This is a genomic window from Paenibacillus glufosinatiresistens, from assembly GCF_031470375.1.
Classification (GTDB): domain Bacteria; phylum Bacillota; class Bacilli; order Paenibacillales; family Paenibacillaceae; genus Paenibacillus_AQ; species Paenibacillus_AQ glufosinatiresistens.
Genome location: NZ_JAVFHT010000001.1, coordinates 220,616 through 237,672, shown reverse-complemented (window position 1 = coordinate 237,672; position 17,057 = coordinate 220,616). Strand labels below are relative to the sequence as shown.

The following is a 17,057-nucleotide window of genomic DNA, read 5'->3' as shown; positions in this document are numbered from 1 at the left end:
CCGCGAGCCTGTACTTCCTGTTTGCGTATCCGTACTGATTACATCGTCATCCGGCGGGAAAATACTTAGGACTTTCTACGACTAATATCCTAATTCCTTGAGAATCGTCGACAATGTTCGCAGGCGCTCTCCGAGCAGTTCGCCGTCCTCGCTCAGCGCCTGGCTGAAGAGCTTGAGATCTTCTTCAATCCGTTCATTTCCGGTAGCGACTGCCACCGTCATGGCATCTCCTTGAAGACCGATCCGGTCGATGATCGGCTGCTCCGGATCATAGAGCTTCGGATACCGGTAGGCCTCCCGAAAATGGGACAGGCCGGAGGCGACCAGGATCGCCAGATCCAGCACCCGGTGAAGCGGCAGTTCCTCCGACTGACGGGACCATTTCTCCCCGGTATACCGCCAGACTTTAGCCGAAATGTCCACTTTGCCTCGGTCGTTCCACTGAGCCAAGCCAAGCGACAGCCCCTTCGCGTCGCTGTTATGCGCATAACGCCCGTCGACGTTCTCGTAGTTCTCGGAGACCAGCACCGGTTTATGCTTGAGCGTTGTCGGTATCTTCATTCCATAACATTCCCTTCCGGATTTAAGTTGGAATTACTAAATTACTAAATTACTAATTAATTTTCTCCACAGCGTACTCTATCCGTCTCCGGTTTGTCAAACCGGCCGCAATGGCTCGCACAAAAAAAGCGGCCGTTCCGCAAGGAACGCGCCGCTGCTTGCCCTGACTCTTGAAGCTTGCGGATGGCCTGCTTCCGGTTCCGCCCGGGTTATCTTCCGTCCAGCAGATTGCCGAGCCCGCCGAGAATGCTGCCTTCTTCCTTCCGGCCCGTGCCGACGGAAGCGGACAGAATCCGGTCCGCCATCCGGTTGAACGGCAGGGACTGCACCCAGACCTTGCCGGGGCCGCGCAGTGTCGCGAAGAACAGACCCTCGCCCCCGAAGAGGGCGGATTTGATGCCTTTGACCATTTCGATGTCGTATTCCACCGACGAGGTCATGGCGACGAGACAGCCGGTATCGAGGCGGAGCACTTCCCCCGGCTGGAGCGTCTTCTCCATGACATAGCCGCCGGCATGGACGAACGCCAGACCGTCCCCTTCCAGCTTCTGCATAATAAATCCTTCTCCGCCGAAGAAGCCTGCGCCCAGCCGGCGCTGGAATTCAATGCCGACGGATACGCCCTTGGCCGCGCAGAGGAAGGCGTCCTTCTGGCAGATGATTTTGCCGTGATACTGATAGAGGTCAAGCGGTATAATCTTGCCGGGATACGGGGCTGCGAACGTTACCGATTTGCGGCCGTCGTAACCTCCATGGGTGAATACGGTCATGAACAGACTTTCGCCGGTCAGCACACGCTTGCCAGCCCCCATCAGCTTCCCGAACAACCCCCCGCCGCCGCTTCCGCTGCTGCCGTCGCCGAAGATGGTCTCCATCCGGATCTCCGGGTCCATCATCATGAAGCTGCCAGCTTCGGCAATGACGCTCTCGCCGGGGTCCAGCTGAACCTCCACACACTGCATTTCTTCGCCCATAATGACATAATCGATCTCATGCGCTGCCATCTCGTCCGAACGCCTCCCAAATTCTCATGTAGCCGGTCAATCCGGCCCTGTGAGCGTTATTACGCGGTTCGGAAGCAGTTGGTTTCGCCCTTGCCGCCGGAACACGGGGATTTCCTTGCGCCTCTTATGCCCGCTGCGGCCATTCGCCGAGAAACTCCGGTTCGCTGTAGGCAAAAAAGCTGTTCAGGATGGACGCCTTGTCATCCAGAAACAGCTGGTCCGCCACGGCGGAAGCCAGCTTGGGAACCGCATGCCGGGTTCCCGAAATCGCGGAAGCCGACAGTCCGCAGCTGACCAGAGCGGAGTAATTGAAGATGAACAGTCCGTACACCGCCTCCGCGTCCGCTTCCGTCCTGGCCGTTGCCGCGAATCCGCCCGTCAGATAAGGATGCGCATCCAGCAGGGGATTGGCGGCTTCGGCCGGCGCTTGATACCGGTCGCTCCAGCGCGCCAGATGGGGCTCAAGCAGACGCAGCTCGGGCCGCAGCGCCGGATCGCTCATCAGGCCCGTGCTGATGATCAAATAATCAAACTCGAATGTTTCCTTGGGCGTCGAAATCCGTGCTTTCCGGCCTAAATCCTCGGCATCCAGCCACGGTGAGCCCAGGTGAAGACGGAAGCCGGGACGGGAGGCGGCGCGCCGGAATGTATCGTTGGTCGGAGGCTGGTTGAACCGGAAGAAATGTGAAATCGCGGCGTACTTCTCATCGTCCCTCAAGGTGTGGAAACGTTCGATCATGCCCGAGACTTCCATCTGCCGGATGGGATTAACGCTCGGCAGCTCCTCGCGTCGGACAAATACATGAACCTCCGCCGCGCCTTCCGCCAGCGCATAGTTCGCATTATCGAACGCCGAAGCCCCTCCGCCCAGGATGCCGATCCGTCTTCCCCGGAGTCCCGCAAAATCAATCGGTTGCGAGGTATGGGCGTACAGATGGCCGGACAGCCGGCTTGAGACCAGCTCCGGCACATGCCACTCCCCTCCGCCCTGAATGCCGGTGGCCAGTACAACCTTCCGGGCAAGCAAGGCGGGCTCGGCGGACCCTTCCCCTTCCGTATGAAGGCGATACAGACCATCATCCAGCTTCTCGATCAGCTTCAGCCGGACTTCATTGCGGACCGGGAGCCCAAGCACCCGGCGGAACCAGCGCAGATAGCTCATCCATTCGCCCCGCGGAATTTTGTCCAGCGCTTCCCAGCCTTCCGGTCCATGCTGGGCTTCCCACCAGGAACGGAAGGTCAGAGCTGCCACCCCGAGATCAATGGAGGTCAGCCATTTCGGCGTCCGCAGCGTGACCATCCGGGCATAGGTCTCCCAGGGCCCCTCAAGCCCTTCCGGGTTCTCGTCGATCACCAGAATGTTGGACACCCGTTCCCTCAGCAATCCGAAAGCCGCGCCCAGTCCGCTCTGGCCGCCACCGACAATGACGGCATCGTATACATGTCCTTCCGGCGACGTTCGCGGCTTCACCCAATCCGCTCGGCCAAATGCCAGATAATCCAATTCGGTTCGCACCCGATCATTCAACGCTTCCAGGCTCATGTCTCTCAGCTCCCTCGTGGGAATAAGTATAACGTGAGGAAGTACCGCCTTAAAGTATATGTAAGGTTAATTGTCATCATGTCTAAAAATAAATCGCATTCTTGTTCATTCCGACCAAAAAGGATTGTAAACACATATAAACCCCGCCCGCCTGAGCGTCCCAGGCAGCGGGGTTTACCAATCCGTTAGGCTATTCAATTTTAACCGTTCCTCCAGGCAACAATCCATATGCTTGACATGGTTCCGCTTGCATACTTGCAACTTCCATTTCACGCACTTGCTGATTGTCTCAGATTTTTTTACCCTTTCCATGCTCCCATTTCCGCTTCCGGGAGACTTGTCATTCACCTTGTCCTTCGCATATGGGGTGAGTTCCCGCGTACGCATTTTTCACGAAGAACGTTGTCACATCCGTTCTCCCTGCGTGAAAAAGCCTCAGTACGCTTCGCTAACCCGTTTCAACGGAATCACGCTCCTTTCGGCGAACTTGCTTTAAGAAGTGAGATTGCCTATCACCTTGGATCAGGTGATGTCTCTATCATAACGGATTGCTGCGCTTGAGGAAACCTTGCTGACGCCGGATTACGGGCGGTTATTCCCCGTATCCCCGCGAAACGGAAAAAGAGCCCGGAACAATCGGATTATTTCTGCCGATTTGGGCCTTTTGCTGCCAAATGGATAAAAAAGCGTTTTCTTGGGACCTGATGCTAAAATAATTTACTTTTTTTGTATTTCGGGTATTGTCAGTAAGCGTTCTCATCCGCTATCATCCTAGCTAAGTATCCTAATAATAGCAAGGAGTGATGAAATTGAGGCGTCTCCACCAGCTCGACTCTGTTCGAGGACTGGCCTCCCTGTCGGTACTGCTCCATCACCTTTGGCTCTCCGCCCCGCTGCTTCCGCTTCTGTTCGTCTACTCTCCCGTCCGGATCGCCCTTGGCGGCCATCAGGCTGTTCTGTTCTTCTTCATTCTGAGCGGATTCGTGCTGGCTCTGCCTTTTCTTGCAGACCAAGGCCCTTCCTATCTGTCCTATCTGCTCAAACGGGTATGCCGAATTTACATCCCCTATGTAATCTCACTGACGGTCGCCCTTCTTCTCGCCTACCGCCTGTCCGGCCATTCGCCGGCATTCAACGCCTCGTTCTTCCAGGCCTTCTGGCAGAGCGGCTTCGCCCCCGGACTTATCCTGGAACACCTCTCGCTGGTTGCCGACTTCAACACCTATGCCTACAACACCGTCTTCTGGTCACTGGTTCATGAAATGCGGATTTCGCTGATCTTCCCGCTGCTCATGCTGGCTGTTGCCCGCCGCAGAATCGGATTCAATCTGCTGCTCTGTCTGGTGCTTGCCTTTCTTGGAAGCCTGGGCGACCTGCTGCCGCTTGGAGCGGGCCAAGGCTATCACACCTCGTATTCCGACACCGTGTACTTCGCTTCCTTCTTTATCATCGGCGCTCTCGCCGCCAAACATCGTTCCCTGCTGATCGCTCTGTATCTCGGAGTAACGACCCGGACCCGCTGGCTGGCCTTCGGCGCGGCGGTGCTGCTGTACGGCTATTCCAAGTATGGCGCGGACAAGCTGGGCGGACCGGCCGGACGCCTGCTGGAAGATGGCGGCACCACTTTGGCCATTCTGGTCTTCCTGGTCATGGCGCTAACTTCGGAGAAGACCATTCGCGTACTGAACGGCAGCGTCCTCTCTTTTCTGGGCAGAATCTCCTATAGCCTCTACCTGTATCACTTCATTCTGATTCTCACGCTGGCTTATGCGCTTCGCGAGCCGCTGCCCGGACCGCTCTATGCCCTGATTGCCGTTCTCGGCAGTATTGCGCTGGCTGCCGCGGCGTATTACACCATCGAAATTCCGTCTATCCGTCTCGGGCGAATGGTCGGACAGCGCCTGACCCGCGCCGAGGGCGGCGAAGCGCCGCCGCTGCGCCGCGCGGGATAAGACGGGCCGCAAGGTCCGAGTGCGCTCCGGGACTATTCCAGACCGTGTTCGCGCCGGATGCTGTACATCCCCTGGATGAGCAGCTCCGACGGGTCGCGGTTCAGCTGAAGATGGGTAAGAAGCAGATGGAGCGGGAATGCGCAGACGTTGTTTCCCTCGGTAATCGACGGGAATCCGGCTTCGAAGACCGGGCCGTACTCCTCATTCAGCGCCAGACCCGCATGAATCGGCTCCGGGTCGAACTCGTCGCGGATGGATTCCATCAGTTGAGGAACCAGCACCTTGTCGATAACCGCCTTGGCCTCTTCTTCGCCCGACGGCGGTTCCGGAAGCTCCTTGCCTCCTTCGATCTTCATCAGTTCGTAGAAGAAAGAAGCCATCCAGCCTGCCGGGTCGTTCCCGGACTGGAAGCGATTGACCAGCTCGCGCAGGAAATAACCGCAGGCATACCGGTCGCCATTCTTGTCGCTGACGCGGAAGATAAAGACCGGACCATAGAAGTCCGAACCGACTACCCGGCCCTCCACATCCTTGAAATGCATGCCTAGGGCAACAAGCCCGTTATGATGAACCGCTTTCACCAGCTCATTGAGCGCTTCTGGATTGCCTTCATTCTCCTGGCCGGCTTCCGGGGCGTTCTCCTGGCTTGTCCCCTCCGGCGTCTCCAGAGTTGTATCTTCCGTTGTATCGTTAATATTCTTCTCGTTATTCATCATTCAACCTCCCGCCCTCTATCATACCATTCCAAGGCCCAAAGGTTAAACGATCTTTTCCATTGCCAAAAAGAAGAACATCCGCTGCCCGGAAGGCGCGGATGTTCTTCCCGAATGGGTGGGCCGGGATTATTTCCGGCGGACAGCGCCTGCGGCCGGTTCGCTTAGAGGGCGGCCCTCTCTGCCGCAGTCCAGGCTGCCCGTTCCGTATCCGTCGCCAGCACCCTGTGTGTATCCGACAGTATCTGCTGGGTCCCTTTACTGTAATCAATGCCGCTCGTGCGGTAATCATAGCTCAGGGCCACGCGCTGCTTCTCCTTGATCGGGTTGGCATGCGGGATCGCCGACAGCAGCGATTTCGTATAGGGATGAACCGGATTCTCGAAGATATCCTTGGTTGTGCCGGTCTCTACCATATAGCCAAGGTGCAGGACGCCGATCCGGTCAGAGATGTATTTGACCATTGAGAGATCATGAGCGATGAAGAGATAAGCCGTCTTGGTCTCCTCCTGAATATCCTTCATCAGATTGACGACCTGGGCCTGAATGGATACGTCAAGCGCGCTGATTGCTTCGTCGGCGATAATCAGCTTCGGCTCCATAATAAGCGCCCGGGCAATCCCGATGCGCTGGCGCTGGCCGCCGGAGAACTGGTGCGGATAGCGGTTCGCATGCTCGCGCGAGAGCCCGACTTTATCCAGGATCCGGTGCACCTTATCTGTCCGTTCCTGCCGGGAACGGTAGAGCTTGTGAATATCCAGCCCTTGGGCGATGATATCAATCACTTTTTTGCGGGGATTGAGACAAGCCATCGGGTCCTGAAAAATCATCTGTACCTTCGTCCGCAGCAGATTCTGCTCCTTCGCATTCAGCTTGCCGGAGATTTCGACGCCGTCCAGAGTCACGCGGCCCGAGGTCGGCTCGTACAGGCGGATAATGGAGCGGCCGATCGTGGACTTGCCTGATCCGGACTCACCCACGAGACCGTAGGTCTCGCCTTCTCCAATTTCAAAGGATACTCCGTTGACGGCATGCACGGTATACTTGGCGCTCATGCGAAAATGCTGTTTCAGCTCGTCTACCTGCAAGAGAGGGCGTCTGTCTTCCACGGGTCCCCCACCTCCTTCATGACCTTGTCCAGCCGATCCCGCAGCGTCTGCGGCATCTGCACGGCAGGCGCATTCTCATGCAGCAACCATGTCGCCGCATAATGGGTATCGGATACCCGGAACATCGGCGGCTCCTGTTTGAAATCAATGTTCAGCGCATATACGTTCCGGGGAGCGAAGGCATCCCCCTCTACCTGATGCAGCAGGTTCGGAGGGCTTCCGGGAATGGAGAACAGCTTCTCGCTCTCCGTTTCGATATCCGGCATGGAGGAGAGCAGGCCCCAGGTATACGGGTGGCGCGGGTCATAGAAAATATCGTTCACGCTGCCGCGCTCCACGATTTTGCCGGCATACATGACGGCTACATAATCCGCCACCTTCGCCACTACGCCAAGATCATGCGTAATGTAGATAACGGAGATGCCCGTCTTCTTCTGGATGTCTTTAATCAGCTCCAGAATCTTGGCCTGGATCGTAACGTCCAGGGCCGTTGTCGGCTCGTCGCAGATCAGCACCTCGGGATCGCAGGCCAGCATGATGGCGATAACGACCCGCTGCCGCATCCCGCCCGACAGCTGGTGCGGGTAGCTCTTCATCCGCTTCTCCGGATCGGTAATGCCGACGAGCTGCAGCAGCTCCAGCGCCCGCTTGTAGGCTTCCGCCCGGCTCTTCTTGAGATGAATCATCATGCCTTCCATGATCTGGTTGCCTACGGTCATGGTCGGGTTCAGGGACGTCATCGGGTCCTGAAAAACCATGGCAATGCGCTTGCCGTTGATGCGGCTGCGCATGTCTTTTTTGGAGAGCTTCAGCAGATCTTCCGTGACCTGTCTTCCCTCCCGTTCATACCGGAAGGCAATGGTACCCGAATTGATCGTCTGGTTGCCGCTCAGAATGCGCATAATCGCTTTGACGGTAACCGATTTGCCGCTGCCGGACTCGCCGACGATGGCTACCGTCTCGCCTCTGTGCAGATCCAGATCCACGCCCCGGATGGCATTGACCATGCCGTTGCCGGTTCGGAAGGAAATGGACAGATTGCGTATGGATAGTACCGGTTCGCTCATAGGGTTATCCTCCTACATTTCCTTCATCTTGGGATCGAGGGCATCGCGCAGTCCGTCGGCCAGCAGGTTGAAGCTGAGCATCAGCAGAGCCAGCACGACAACCGGGGGCACAATCATGTACGGGTAAATCGTCATCGACTTGAAGCTCTCGCTGATGAGCGATCCGAGTGAGGCCATGGGCTGCGGAATTCCAAGTCCGATAAAGGCCAGGAACGCTTCCGTAAAAATGGCGCTCGGCACCGAGAACATGGACATAATGATGATCTGGCCGAAGATATTCGGAAGAATGTCGCGGAAGATAATGCCGAAGTTCCGCGCGCCAAGCGTCCGCGAAGCCAGCACGAATTCCTGCTCCTTCAGCTTCAGCATCTGGGCCCGGGCGACCCGGCTCATGCCAATCCACCCTGTGATCATAAGGGCGAGCGTAATCGTAACCAGCCCCGGCTTGAGAACGACAATCAGCAGCGTGACGATAACCAGATTGGGAATACCGCTCAGGATTTCGATGAACCGCTGCATCAGGCTGTCCACCCTTCCGCCGAAGTAGCCGGAGATAAGTCCGTACGTCATGCCGATTATCATGTCGATGGCCACGGCGATCACGGCGATATAGAGCGAGATCCGGGTCCCTTGCCAGGTTCGGGTCCAGAGGTCCCGGCCCAGCGTATCGGTGCCGAAGGTATAGTAGACATCGTCCAGTTTGCGCTTCTCATACAGATTAACGCCCTTGACTTCCCCGTTGAAGATGAAGGTGTTGTCGAAGCCCTCAATCCGCGGAGGCAGACTCTTATGTCGGATATTCATGGATTTGTACGTATGATCGCTCATCATCGGTCCGATTATGGCCAGTGCGGCAATCAGAATAATCATAATCAGCCCGAAGACCGCTCCCTTGTTGGCCCGAAAACGGACGAGGGCGTCCTTCCAGTATGATTGACTGGAGTAATTGCGGTCGATCCGGGCGCGCAGACTGTTATCCGCCAGATGGAAATCGCCCTGGTCGAAGCGGTTCAGATCGCTTGCCGGTGTCAGATCAGCCATGGTTCTCCCCCTTTGCCAGCCGGATTCTCGGATCGATGATGCCGTACAGAATATCGACCAGCAGCATAACGAGAATGAACATCAGGCTGTAGACGAAGGTTACCGCAAGAATCACATTATAGTCATTGACCTGGATCGCGGTAACCAGCAGGCTTCCAATGCCGGGGATGGCAAAGATCTGTTCAATGACCAGACTCCCTGTCATCAGACCGACGATCAGCGGGGCCAATACGGTTATAATCGGAATCAGCGCATTGCGGAGCGCATGAACCCAGATCAGACGCCGGCGAGGCACGCCCTTGCTCTCCGACAGCAGCATATATTCGGAGCCGAGCACTTCGATCATCTCCGACCGGGCGAAGCGGGCGACCGTGGCGACGGTGAACATGGCCAGCGCAATGGTCGGCAGTACGGTCGAAACGAAGGGCTTATGGTCGGTATACAGGATCGGGAACCACTTCAGCTTGGAGCCCAGGAAGAAGGATAAGGCCAGCGCAAATACATAGGACGGAAAGCTGACGCCGATGACCGAGATAAAGGTCGTCAGACTGTCAATGAAGCTGTTATGCTTCAGTGCAGCGACGATTCCGAGCACAAGTCCGATCAGCGCGCCGAGTACGACCGCCTGAAAGCCGATTTGCAGGGACACCGGAAGACGGGCTTCCAGCATGGCGGAGATGGGCATGTTCTTCTGGATCACATAGGAGACGCCGAAATCCCCGGTCAGCATATTCTTGATGTAATGAAAAAAACGAATGAATACAGGCTGATCCAAACCGTATTTGGCATCCAGCACCGCCCGCTGCGCGGCCGTAATCTTCTCATCGTTGAACGGAGAACCCGGCATGAACTCCAGCATAAGGAACAGGAACAGCAGAATGACCAGAATGGTTATCACAGCAATGCCAAGCCTTTTCAGCACATAGCTTCTCAAATGATTTCACCTCAAGTCGGGTAGGCTCTAGCGTTCATAGACCGGGACGGAAGAAAGCTTCTCCCGTCCCGAATATGGAATTACAGCAGGGGGCTCCCTGCTGTAATCCGGTTAACAACCCTTTGTGCCGCTAACTTAATCAGCTCTTGTCAGCATGCTTGTAGAAGACGTTGACGCCCACGGAATGGAACTCCAGACCGGTTACGTTCGGCTTGATGAGAACGGCATTCCCCTTCTGGTAGACCGGGAAGATTACAGCCTGATCCATCACGATGCCTTCCGCCTTCTTCAGCGCTTCCCAGCGTTCTTCCGGCTTGGAAGCCAGGTCGCCCTTGCTCGCGCTGTTGATGAGCGCGTCATATTCCGGGTTGGACCAGAAGCCGTAGTTGTTGGGACTTCCGGTTACCCACATATCCAGATAAGTCATCGGGTCGGCATAGTCCGGGCCCCACCGCGTAAGACCGATCTGATAGTCGCCTTTCTGCATCAGCTCGACACGGTTCTTCTTTGGCTGGGATTTCAGTTCAAAGGTGATGCCGGGAAGCGTCGATTCGATCTCGGACTGAATGAACTGGGCAACCAGCGTAGCCGATTCCGTATCCTCGAACAGCAGCTCGAACTTCAGGGAATCCACGCCAAGCTCCTTCTTCGCCTGCTCCCAATATTTCGCCGCTTCTTCCTTGTTGGTGGTCGGATAAGTTCCCGCCGTTTCGCGGAAGTCCTTCCCGTCCGGTCCGGTGGCTAGCTGGGTCGGAACCGCAAAGTCAGCCGCAATCGATCCGTCCTTCAGGATCTCCTCCACAATGGCCTGCTTGTCGTAAGCAAGCGACAGCGCCTTCCGCAGATTGACGTTCTCCAGTCCCTTGACCTTCATATTCGGAGACAGGTACCAGAGGTATCCGGCAACGATGCTGTGGTATTCCGGGCTGTCCTGGTAGCTGGAAATCTGTTCGCCCGACAGTTGAACATAATCCAGATCGCCGTTCTCGTAAGCCAGGATGGATTGCTGGGTATCCTTGATGACCTGATAGTTCAGTCCATCCAGCTTGATACTGCCGGCGTCGTAATAATCGGTGTTCTTGACGAGGGAGAATGTCGTCCCGCCGACATCCCATTTGTCCATCTTGAACGGTCCGTTGGCCAGCAGATTGTCGGCCGTCAGCGCGTACTCGGTGCCCTTCTCTTTATAGAAGGCTTCGTTGATCGGATAGAAGGGCGGGAATGCCATCAAGGAGTTGAAGAAGGCGACCGGGCGATCCAGTTCCACGACAAGCGTCTTGTCGTCGGTGGCTTTCACGCCGAGTTCATCGATGCCCTTCTTGCCTGCGACGATGTCGTCTGCATTCTTGACGCCGGCCACCCCCATAATGAAGCTGTATTCACTCGCCGTTTCGGGGCTCACCAGCCGCTTCCACGCGAATTCAAAATCATGCGCCGTTACAGGGGTGCCGTTGGACCACTTGGCATCCCGGATGGTGAAGGTAATGGTCTTCCCGTCTGCGCTGACATCAGCCTTCTCGGCCATCGCAAGCTGGGATACGCCCGCCTCATCGACGGTATACAGGCCTTCAATCGTATCGGCGATCACTTCGAAGGACAGGCCGTCCGTCGCAATGGCCGAGTCCATGGAAGCCAGCTCCACATCCTTGCCAAGGTTCAGAATCTTGCTTCCGGTCGTTTTGGCCGGAGCCGAGCTGGCAGCCGCCGGAGCCGAACCTGAAGGAGCCTTATCCGCTGCATTGTTGCCGGAGTTGCCGCAGCCTGCAAGCAGAACCATTACCATACTGACGGCCAACATGAATTTACCTCTTCTCAAATCCAATCCCCCCTAATTATGTATGTGGATCTGTCTCGCTCTAAGGATTTAACCGATGGTTATTTATTCATCCTTGTGAGCATTATACAAAGCAAGCCAGAATGCGTCAATATACCTTCCACATAAAAGCATAAAAGTTATCGAGATAGGGAGCTTATGACGAATAAATGAAATATATCAGAAAAAAGAGGATAAAGGAGGGCGAACAATGTCTAATTAGTTCACATTTTCCATACTGTCGCGTCATCTCGTTAAGCAATGACGCGTTATTGCGGTGAATCAAAGGGACAAAAAAAGAGGGGCAATGAAAGAGGGGGTGAAGATTTGGCGTTGCGCCGCTTTAGTGTATCACAATTTTATCGGACGGGTTGTGACATTTCTCCCGTCATGCCGTTATGCAGCGGCCAAGTATCCTCACCTCGGTTCTCTGCGGTTTCGGAACGTCCTGTTAAGGGTGCTATAATGTGGAGGGCAACTGCCTCATTATCCGCTGAAAGCGAAAGGAGAAGTGTCATGAACCAAGAACAACGCAATCGGATTCGTTCCGGACAAGGATTTATCGCCGCGCTGGACCAGAGCGGCGGAAGCACCCCCAAGGCGCTGGGGTTGTACGGCATCGCCGCAGACCGGTATTCGAACGAAGATCAAATGTTCGAGCTTGTTCACGAAATGCGGACCCGGATCATCAAGAGTCCGGCCTTCCGGTCCGAGTACATTCTCGGCGCTATTCTGTTCGAGAATACGATGGACCGGAGTATTGACGGCATGCCTACTGCAGATTATTTATGGGAGAAGAAAGGAATTGTGCCCTTCCTGAAAGTGGATCAAGGGCTGGCCGCTCCAAGCGGCGGGGTACAGCTTCTGAAGCCCATTCCCCGCCTGGATGAATTGCTGCAACGGGCAGCGGACAAACGGATCTTCGGCACGAAGATGCGGTCGGTTATCGCCGCGGCTCATCCTGAGGGTATCCGCGAGGTGGTCGAGCAGCAGTTCGAGCTCGGCAGACGAATCGCAGCCGCAGGCCTCGTGCCGATTATCGAACCCGAAGTCGATATTCGTCAGCCCGACAAAGCCGACTCGGAGCGTCTGCTGAAAGCCGAACTTGCCCGCCAGCTCGATGCGCTGGATGAAGGCGTTGAGGTGATGCTGAAGCTCTCCCTTCCCAGCGAGGACAATTATTACCGCGATTTGATGGACAACCCTCATGTTCTGCGCATTGTCGCCCTCTCGGGCGGGTATCCGCAGCAGGAAGCGAACCAGCGCCTGGCACGCAACCACGGCCTGATCGCCAGCTTCTCCCGCGCCCTCTCGGAAGGGTTGGGAGCCGCTCAGACGGATGAAGCCTTCAACGCGGCGCTGGAGCGCTCGATTCAGGCCATCTACGAGGCTTCGATTACCTGAGATGAGAAGGAGCTATCCCCTGATATGAATCTACAAATGAACTGGATAACGCTGAGAGTGCGCGATCTGGAGGCTTCGTTGGCCTTCTATCACGGTATTCTGGGACTTACGGTTGAACGGCGATTCGAGAGCCGGGGCCGCCGGATCGCCATGCTCGGATCTCCCGGTCAGCCCAAGCTGGAGCTGATCGAGACCGGCTCCGAGGCGGCTCTTCGCCCCGGCAGCGGCATCTCCATCGGATTTGAGACGGAATCCCTGGAGGGCGCCATGGAACGGCTCAACGGCTGCGGCGTCCCTGTCTCGCGCGGGCCCATCGCGCCGCGTCCGGACCTGCGTTTCTTCTACGTGCTGGACCCCGACGGTTTTGAAGTGCAGCTTGCCCATCACGGGTAAGCTGCTTTTTGGCAGACAAGCAAAAAGAAACGGCATTGCTGCCGTTTCTTCGCGATGGACTCTCAGGGACTCGAACCCTGGACCAATTGATTAAGAGTCAACTGCTCTACCAACTGAGCTAAGAGTCCATATTCGATTATGGTGGAGCCTAGGGGGATCGAACCCCTGACCTCATCGCTGCCAGCGATGCGCTCTCCCAGCTGAGCTAAGGCCCCGCAGCGACAATTTCTCAACCGCTCACAAGAAAAGATTATACAGGCTTTCCCGGGTCTTTGCAACACTTTTTTTGCGATCATACAAACGACGATAACAACCCCTGAACACCCCAAAAAAAAGAAACGGCATTGCTGCCGTTCCTCTCCTGATGGACTCTCAGGGACTCGAACCCTGGACCAATTGATTAAGAGTCAACTGCTCTACCAACTGAGCTAAGAGTCCATATTCGATTATGGTGGAGCCTAGGGGGATCGAACCCCTGACCTCATCGCTGCCAGCGATGCGCTCTCCCAGCTGAGCTAAGGCCCCACAGCGACAATTTCTCAACCGCTCACAAGAAAAGATTATACAGGGTCTTGTACCAAAACGCAACCCTTTTTTTGAGGGGACCGAACAATGCCCGTCCGGTCCCTCCCTACCGCAAGCCGAAAGCGCCAGAAGTCTCCTACAGAGCGTCGGTCTCCTTCGGATTTCGGGACAACAGGCCCTTCAGTTCCTTCATGAACATGTTAATGTCCTTGAACTGACGGTAGACGGATGCGAAGCGGACGTAGGCCACTTCGTCCACGGGGTAGAGCTGTTCCATAACCAGCTCTCCGATCTGCTGGCTGTCGACTTCGGCGACGGCAATGCCGCGCAGCGCTTTTTCCACTTCGGACACAATCATCTCCAGCCGTTCGACGGATACGGGACGCTTCTCGCAGGCGCGGATCAGCCCACGGAGAATTTTGTCCCGGCTGAACTCTTCCCGGCTTCCGTCCTTCTTGATGACAATTAGCGGGGTCTCCTCCACCATCTCGAACGTCGTGAACCTGCGGCTGCAGTTCTCGCACTCCCGCCTGCGGCGGATCGATTTATTCTCATTGGCCGGCCGGGAATCCAGCACCTTCGTATTGGTATGGTCGCAGTAGGGGCATTTCATCGATTCACTTCCTTTCCAAAAAACACCTGATAATATGAACTCATGAACGGGCGGAATGCGGTACATAATACAGTTACCAACCCGATAGGAGGTGAACAGAAATGGCACAGTCGAGCAGTGGAAGCTCCAACTCCAACAACCTGGTTGTACCGAAGTCCAACGCCGCTCTGGAACAACTGAAATTTGAAGTTGCCCAGGAGCTTGGTATCACTCTTTCCCCGGATGGATACCAAGGCAATAAAACTTCCTACGAGAACGGTTCGATCGGAGGTTACATCACGAAGCGTCTTGTAACCATCGCCGAACAACAGCTGGCAGGAAGCTTCAAATAATCTGCCGTTATAAGCTTGCCCGGAAAGGGCCGGTACATTCGAAAGAATGTCCGGCTCTTCTTCCGGTTCCTTCCTCCCGCCTTCAGAAGGTGCCGTAAATCTCCGTATACTGATTATAATAATAAATGACCCGCTGTACATAATGGCGCGTCTCGCCGAAGGGGATGTCCTTGACGGTGTCGAAGCTGCCGTCCCAGGTTCCTTCGTCTATCCAGCTCTGCACCTTGCCGGGACCCGCATTGTATGCAGCGATGACCGCCGTCCGGTTCCCGTCGAACTGCTGCAGCAGCGAGCCGAGATACCAGGCTCCGAGCTCGATGTTGGCGGACGGCTCCTTCTTCAGCCTGTCCATCGAGACATCGGGGAGCTTGGCCTTCTCAAGCGCCCATTTGGCCGTATCCGGCATGAGCTGCATGAGGCCGATAGCGCCTTTTCTCGATTCGCGCCCCGGCTTGTAGTTGGTCTCCACCCGGATAATCGCCGCGACGAGGAACGGATCGACCTGATAGGTGACGCTGTGTCTGCGAATATCATCCTTATAATGAATCGGATAGAACCAGGACATCCAGTTGGTGCTGAGGAAGAGCACCCCGATGAATCCGAGCAGAAGGACAAGCAGCACTCTCTTCTTCACGAGCCACTTCATGACAGGCCCAGCCTGTCCCATAAAAGTCCGACCTGCTCCTCCGCAGCCTCCGGACTCCCGCTGTTGTCAATTACATAGTCGGCCCGAAGCCGTTTCTGCTCAATGTCCATCTGTGCATCCAGGCGCTTGACCGCCTGCTCCCGGGTCAATCCGTTCCGGGCCATCAGACGCTCCAGCTGTACCGCTCGCGGCACGTAGACGACCAGAACCGATTTAAACATCGTTTCGAGCCCCGATTCATACAGCAGCGGAATATCTACAATGACCAATCCGGACGGCTGCTCCGAGTCCAGTCTCTGCATTTGCTCCCGAATCTCCGCCCGGATCGCCGGATGCGTCAGCCCGTTCAGCGTATGCAGAGCCTCCGGGTTCCCGAATACCCGCTCTCCGAGCGCCGCCCGGTTCAGGCTCCCGTCCGGCAGCAGAAGGTCTCTTCCGAAGTGTTCCACGACAGCCGCCAGAACCGGATGTCCGGGAAGCATAACTTCCCGGGCAATGACATCCGCGTCCACCAGCCGGGCGCCGCGGCGCTGCAGAAGGGCGGACACGGTGCTTTTGCCGGAGGCGATTCCGCCGGTTAAGCCCATAATCATGTTGTTCACCTCATAACCAGTACTTACAGCAGCTTAATAATTGCCATGACGATCAATAAAAGGGCCGGCAGCGCGGAAGCGCGCTGCATCCAGGAGGTGCCGGCGAACCGGAGTCCCGTGTTCATGCCCATGACGACAAAAGTGCCGCTGAACAGCGCAATAGTCAGCGAAGTCAGCACAGGCTGAAAGCCGAGCAGCGCCGCGCCCAGACCGGCGCCGAAGGCATCGAGCGAGAGCGCGATGCCGAGCACCATCGCTTCCTTGGCCGATATGGTGCCCGAAGCGTCCATATCGGCCGACGAAGGCGTGCGCAGAATCTGAATCACAATGCCGAGGCGGCGGAGTTCCAGAACGAAGACGGAGCGTCCTTCCGCCTCCGCAGCGGCTTGCGTCTCCGCAGCGGCTTCCGCTTCCGCCTCCGGTCTTTCGGACTTCATCTCGTCCGGCTTCCCATCCGCTTCCCCGTCATCCCTCTTCTGCATCGCAGTCTGAATGAGCGACCAGCCGCCCATCAATAGCAGAATCACCGCCCCGACTTCGGATGCCGCATGCGGCGAGACAATCCGGGCCAACAGCACTCCGACCTGCATAGACACACAAATGACAATGCCCGAACACAATGAAATAATGACAATCGACAGCAAAGGAATCTTCAGCTTGCGCAAGCCGTATGTAACTCCGACGCCAAAACCGTCCAGACTCAGGGCAAAGGCCAGCAGCAGCAGTGAAAATAAAGGGCTGAGCACCCGCAATCCCCTCCCGTGGAGAGCCGCCGGGCGCCGCGTGTCCGAAGGAACGCGCGGGATGCTTAGCG

17 protein-coding genes and 4 tRNA genes are annotated in these 17,057 nt (G+C 56.3%); 4 read left to right on the top strand and 17 right to left on the bottom strand.

Annotated elements, in window-relative coordinates; genetic code table 11:
* Positions 1 to 81 precede the first annotated feature (81 nt).
* The 3 genes from RBI05_RS01015 to RBI05_RS01005 form a co-directional block, all read right to left on the bottom strand.
* The gene (locus tag RBI05_RS01015; protein ID WP_310549810.1) at positions 82 to 561 is read right to left on the bottom strand and encodes a DUF6530 family protein; all 480 of its coding nucleotides are present in this window, start codon (positions 559 to 561) and stop codon (positions 82 to 84) included.
* A gap of 209 nt (positions 562 to 770) precedes the next feature.
* Positions 771 to 1,565: a TIGR00266 family protein gene (locus RBI05_RS01010; protein ID WP_310549809.1), complete on the bottom strand. Its 795-nt coding sequence runs from the start codon at positions 1,563 to 1,565 to the stop codon at positions 771 to 773.
* A 124-nt stretch (positions 1,566 to 1,689) separates the two neighbouring features.
* Positions 1,690 to 3,108 (bottom strand): NAD(P)/FAD-dependent oxidoreductase, encoded by a 1,419-nt coding sequence (locus tag RBI05_RS01005; RefSeq protein ID WP_310549808.1) that lies wholly within the window; start codon positions 3,106 to 3,108, stop codon positions 1,690 to 1,692.
* Between the two features lie 809 nt (positions 3,109 to 3,917).
* Here RBI05_RS01005 and RBI05_RS01000 point away from each other — a divergent pair.
* Positions 3,918 to 5,060 (top strand): acyltransferase family protein, encoded by a 1,143-nt coding sequence (locus tag RBI05_RS01000; RefSeq protein WP_310549807.1) that lies wholly within the window; start codon positions 3,918 to 3,920, stop codon positions 5,058 to 5,060.
* Positions 5,061 to 5,092: 32 nt separating this feature from the next.
* Here the strand turns inward: RBI05_RS01000 and RBI05_RS00995 are convergent, their stop codons facing one another.
* From RBI05_RS00995 to RBI05_RS00970, 6 genes are all read right to left on the bottom strand, one after another.
* The gene (locus RBI05_RS00995) at positions 5,093 to 5,773 is read right to left on the bottom strand and encodes a protein kinase family protein (RefSeq protein ID WP_310549806.1); all 681 of its coding nucleotides are present in this window, start codon (positions 5,771 to 5,773) and stop codon (positions 5,093 to 5,095) included.
* A gap of 164 nt (positions 5,774 to 5,937) precedes the next feature.
* A complete protein-coding gene (locus RBI05_RS00990; protein WP_408638282.1) occupies positions 5,938 to 6,828 on the bottom strand; it encodes an ABC transporter ATP-binding protein in 891 nt (296 codons plus the stop codon).
* A 23-nt stretch (positions 6,829 to 6,851) separates the two neighbouring features.
* Complete coding sequence (locus RBI05_RS00985) at positions 6,852 to 7,949, bottom strand: ABC transporter ATP-binding protein (RefSeq protein ID WP_150459182.1); 1,098 nt, start codon at positions 7,947 to 7,949, stop codon at positions 6,852 to 6,854.
* A gap of 12 nt (positions 7,950 to 7,961) precedes the next feature.
* Positions 7,962 to 8,990, bottom strand: a complete 1,029-nt coding sequence (opp3C, locus tag RBI05_RS00980; protein WP_150459181.1) for an oligopeptide ABC transporter permease — start codon at positions 8,988 to 8,990, stop codon at positions 7,962 to 7,964.
* Entirely contained in the window at positions 8,983 to 9,924 is a 942-nt protein-coding gene (locus tag RBI05_RS00975; RefSeq protein ID WP_150459180.1) for an ABC transporter permease, read from the bottom strand. The genes opp3C and RBI05_RS00975 overlap by 8 nt, the downstream gene beginning before the upstream one ends.
* Before the next feature lie 139 nt (positions 9,925 to 10,063).
* Complete coding sequence (locus RBI05_RS00970; RefSeq protein ID WP_310549805.1) at positions 10,064 to 11,740, bottom strand: peptide ABC transporter substrate-binding protein; 1,677 nt, start codon at positions 11,738 to 11,740, stop codon at positions 10,064 to 10,066.
* A 513-nt stretch (positions 11,741 to 12,253) separates the two neighbouring features.
* Here RBI05_RS00970 and RBI05_RS00965 point away from each other — a divergent pair.
* Positions 12,254 to 13,141 (top strand): fructose bisphosphate aldolase, encoded by an 888-nt coding sequence (locus RBI05_RS00965; protein ID WP_150459178.1) that lies wholly within the window; start codon positions 12,254 to 12,256, stop codon positions 13,139 to 13,141.
* A 24-nt stretch (positions 13,142 to 13,165) separates the two neighbouring features.
* Positions 13,166 to 13,534: a VOC family protein gene (locus RBI05_RS00960; RefSeq protein WP_310549804.1), complete on the top strand. Its 369-nt coding sequence runs from the start codon at positions 13,166 to 13,168 to the stop codon at positions 13,532 to 13,534.
* 55 nt (positions 13,535 to 13,589) lie between these two features.
* On the opposite strand, the gene RBI05_RS00955 is transcribed toward RBI05_RS00960, so the two are convergent.
* From RBI05_RS00955 to nrdR, 5 genes are all read right to left on the bottom strand, one after another.
* Positions 13,590 to 13,662: transfer RNA gene (locus RBI05_RS00955), tRNA-Lys, on the bottom strand.
* Between the two features lie 11 nt (positions 13,663 to 13,673).
* A tRNA-Ala gene (locus RBI05_RS00950) sits at positions 13,674 to 13,749 on the bottom strand.
* Between the two features lie 150 nt (positions 13,750 to 13,899).
* Positions 13,900 to 13,972, bottom strand: a tRNA-Lys gene (locus RBI05_RS00945).
* Positions 13,973 to 13,983: 11 nt separating this feature from the next.
* Positions 13,984 to 14,059 (bottom strand) — tRNA-Ala (locus RBI05_RS00940).
* A 136-nt stretch (positions 14,060 to 14,195) separates the two neighbouring features.
* A complete protein-coding gene (gene nrdR / locus RBI05_RS00935) occupies positions 14,196 to 14,672 on the bottom strand; it encodes a transcriptional regulator NrdR (RefSeq protein WP_150459176.1) in 477 nt (158 codons plus the stop codon).
* A 101-nt stretch (positions 14,673 to 14,773) separates the two neighbouring features.
* Between nrdR and RBI05_RS00930 the strand changes: the two genes are divergently transcribed.
* A complete protein-coding gene (locus RBI05_RS00930) occupies positions 14,774 to 15,004 on the top strand; it encodes an alpha/beta-type small acid-soluble spore protein (protein WP_150459175.1) in 231 nt (76 codons plus the stop codon).
* A gap of 82 nt (positions 15,005 to 15,086) precedes the next feature.
* Here the strand turns inward: RBI05_RS00930 and RBI05_RS00925 are convergent, their stop codons facing one another.
* From RBI05_RS00925 to RBI05_RS00915, 3 genes are read right to left on the bottom strand one after another with little or no spacing between them, the layout of a single operon-like run.
* Positions 15,087 to 15,650, bottom strand: a complete 564-nt coding sequence (locus RBI05_RS00925; protein ID WP_150459174.1) for a lytic transglycosylase domain-containing protein — start codon at positions 15,648 to 15,650, stop codon at positions 15,087 to 15,089.
* Positions 15,647 to 16,243: a dephospho-CoA kinase gene (gene coaE / locus RBI05_RS00920; RefSeq protein WP_310549803.1), complete on the bottom strand. Its 597-nt coding sequence runs from the start codon at positions 16,241 to 16,243 to the stop codon at positions 15,647 to 15,649. The genes RBI05_RS00925 and coaE overlap by 4 nt, the downstream gene beginning before the upstream one ends.
* A gap of 23 nt (positions 16,244 to 16,266) precedes the next feature.
* Entirely contained in the window at positions 16,267 to 16,989 is a 723-nt protein-coding gene (locus RBI05_RS00915; RefSeq protein WP_310549802.1) for a manganese efflux pump, read from the bottom strand.
* Positions 16,990 to 17,057 lie beyond the last annotated feature (68 nt).